This window comes from Paenibacillus sp. J5C2022 (assembly GCF_025567625.1).
Taxonomy (GTDB): domain Bacteria; phylum Bacillota; class Bacilli; order Paenibacillales; family Paenibacillaceae; genus Pristimantibacillus.
In genome coordinates, this window is sequence record NZ_JAOQJC010000085.1 from 1 (window position 1) to 3,123 (window position 3,123).

Consider the following 3,123-nt stretch of genomic DNA (forward strand, 5'->3'; position numbering starts at 1 on the left):
ACACGAAACTGAACAAATACATCACCATAATGCCAAGCGTCGCTGCAGCCATTTTTTCGCTTCGGTGCATTTTTATTTTTATACCCCTACAGGGTACATATTGAACAGACTCTATAAGTAGTAATATTTATTGATTCCGAAGTGCTTGGGATTTTAGCTTTCGTACCATTTATGTACCAAAAATTCTATACTATGGGTTCCAATTGTATTCTTACCATAGTATAAAAATCAAAAAAATTCGAAAATAATGCTACCTTTTCTTGATCTACGGTGTCTATATCTATGAGTAAGGATATTTATAGAATTTCACTCACTATATTCCTTACTTTTAAACAAACATCAAGAAACCACATAAGTATAAACGTTAAATCATTTGTACATGAAGGGGGGGGATAAATTTCATAACATCCTATAGTAATTATTCAATCTACTATGAACGTAAGAAGCGATGAACAAGAAAGAACATGCATGAGACTGGTAAATGTAAAAAAACTTGGCCCCGAACACGCAAACCTTCTCGGAAAATACTGCTAATATTTTCGATGAATTTTCTTTTTTGTTCTGTATTTCAAACTAGGGATGTACTATAACTAAGAATGGATGCAAAGCCGAGACTATACGAAAAGGAGTCTAAACAATAGTGAAAAAAATTGTTACAATCGCTTTATGTTTTTCGTTGATGATGTTGACTGTTAGTACTACTTCATTTGCCTCAGAAAAAAACAACAGCGTAAATGGCATTTCTCTTAATAAAAATGATGCTATAAACTTTATAGCATCCGGGGCTTCAAACAGTTTGTTCAACTTCCAACGCATTACAAATTTATCCTTAACCAATTCAATGGTAACAAGCGACATGATAGAAATGAATGGGCACATCGAGCAGGATAAAGAAGTCACACCGTTTGTGTTGAAAGGGAACTTGCTCATTGGAAGCCAACAATCACATGGTATAAACACATTTGTGGGTAAACTAGAAGATTCATTGAATAATTTTGAGGTTCTTTATTTTTACATTAAAAACGATGAAAGACGCACCGGGTATATTTTCAACGATGAACTAAAAGAAGAAAAGATGTTTGCGTTATACTTGAAAAATAATCATACAAACGAAATTATCTTTTTTGAGGATCGACTTGATACTTTGAACATCGATACTAGTAATATTCACGCATCTCAGAAAGCAAGTCCTAAAGATGATTTATTGTGGATTTCAAAAGTGCTTCCTTCTAACTTAAAAAAATAACCCCAAATAACAACAACGGCACTAGGTTCGTGGCAAAGTGATCTGTATACCAACACATACACAGCTTATGGTAAAATTTTCGCAGAAAATGCATTAGCACAAGTACAAGTTCAGGCATCTGATGTGGACGATTCTTTAGGAAGACACTATTCCAGATTAAGATTAATTGAAACACTATACATTGATGGAATTCCAGATTCCAGTCTCGGCACATTATTCGCAATTGGTATGCCAGATAATATGTTTCAATCTCAACATGAAATATATAACGAAATGTTGCTTGGAGATAATTCTCAATCAGTCGGCCAATTTTGGTCAGGGTCCTACTATCAAAATGGAGGATTTGATACAAAATTTGAAGCTAAGTTAGGTTATTCAACTAGCATTGCGAAAGTTATTAATTTTGGAGTTAGTCTAACGTATGTTGATCAAAAAAAAGGAGCGACAAATTACTACACTCCTCCCGCCGTAACTCGTGTTGCTGGATTAAAAATCAATAAATCTAAGAAGGTAACTTTAAAAGATGATGAACAATATTTAGCTGTAAATGTTGACGTTTTAAAAGTACCTTCAGGTTATTCTGATTCGAATTTCACTGGAAATACAACATTGAAGAGTATATGGAAGTTTGATTTTTATCATGATCTTGACTTACAGGAGTACATTGATGATGCAATTGTGAGTCTCAATTACAATGTTCAGTCATAAATTTTCTGGATATATATAAAGTATGTCCGATGAAACAAATTATTTATTTTCATCGGACATATCATTTAGGGCGTGTCTGAGAACTCTGAGGACAGCAAATTTTGCCGAATTTTCGTTCCATGCAAGGCGCGTTTGTGAAGGCGTACCCGGGGTACGTCAAGCAAACGGAACGAAGCAGGGGGCGGAAAGGCGGTGAAAGGTGCCACTGAGCGGGTTTTCAGACACGCCCTAGTTTAATTGAAAAAATATAAGGAATAGAACTCGATTTTTTACATGAAAGGAGGATGGTTAACATGAAAAATAAAGCCCTCGTTATTTCAGCTGCATTCATAGCCCTCATACTGATTGGAGGATTATCTTACAAAGTAATCGATTTAACATCTATTCAATATCAGAATGATCAAATGATATTGAAAAACACCCTTGGAAAAGGGATTTATCACTACATTTTGCTTGGAGAAAATTATTTAGAGGCAGAACCGCATGAGCGTTTTGACATCCTATATGACCTTTCCAACAATCTCTATGGGGCATACTCGATAGCAAGCGCCCTTATATCAAAGGATGAATCGATCGAGATGTTTTATTATGCTCTAATCACGCATACAGACCAACTCACTAGGTTAAATCAGACACCTCAAGCAAACTCAGAAGATCTAATGAAATCCAATGGAGAACTGAAACAAATATTGATTGGGTTAAAGCAATTCAGATCTAACTACGAGAATCAAAATTATGAACAACTGAAGAACGATCAACTGATTGAAGCCTGGCACAACTTCATCAGTAAACTCTTTGGACAATACCATGACAATAGCATATTGATAGAATATCAAAAATGGTACCCTCAGATTTCCAACAGATTATAATGCTCCCATAGACTGAGACACAGAGACCTGATTAAGTACTAATAAAGCCATGGAGAAGCGAAACCTATATACTGCAGAATTTAAAATCAAAATCTTGCTGGAGGCGCTAGGAGCAGACCGTCAATGCAATTGCATCCAAATACGAACTGAACCTAGTGATGATTAGCCGGTGGAAGCCAAGTTCTTGGAGCGTACTTCAACGCTCTTCGAAAAAAGGCATTTGAAGCGTAAGTGTCGAGTCCAGCACATCTAGAACTGCAAAAACCTCCAGCAGAGGTTTCACCGTCTGCAGCTACACCT

3 protein-coding genes are annotated in these 3,123 nt (G+C 35.9%); all 3 read left to right on the forward strand.

Annotation, left to right across the window (positions count from 1 at the left end; genetic code table 11):
* The first annotated feature begins 640 nt into the window (after positions 1–640).
* The 3 genes from M6D81_RS31255 to M6D81_RS31265 all read left to right on the forward strand — a co-directional run bounded on the left by M6D81_RS31255 (position 641) and on the right by M6D81_RS31265 (position 2,823).
* Positions 641–1,246, forward strand: a complete 606-nt coding sequence (locus tag M6D81_RS31255; RefSeq protein WP_262681548.1) for a hypothetical protein — start codon at positions 641–643, stop codon at positions 1,244–1,246.
* Positions 1,247–1,369: 123 nt separating this feature from the next.
* Positions 1,370–1,954, forward strand: a complete 585-nt coding sequence (locus M6D81_RS31260; protein WP_262681550.1) for a hypothetical protein — start codon at positions 1,370–1,372, stop codon at positions 1,952–1,954.
* A 293-nt stretch (positions 1,955–2,247) separates the two neighbouring features.
* Positions 2,248–2,823, forward strand: coding sequence for a hypothetical protein (locus M6D81_RS31265; protein WP_262681552.1), 576 nt, complete (start codon positions 2,248–2,250; stop codon positions 2,821–2,823).
* The last annotated feature ends 300 nt before the right edge of the window (positions 2,824–3,123 follow it).

Bases quoted from the DNA above. Each gene is read 5' to 3' on its own strand.
- M6D81_RS31265 (WP_262681552.1), top strand. From the start codon at position 2,248: ATGAAAAATAAAGCCCTCGTTATTTCAGCTGCATTCATAGCCCTCATA.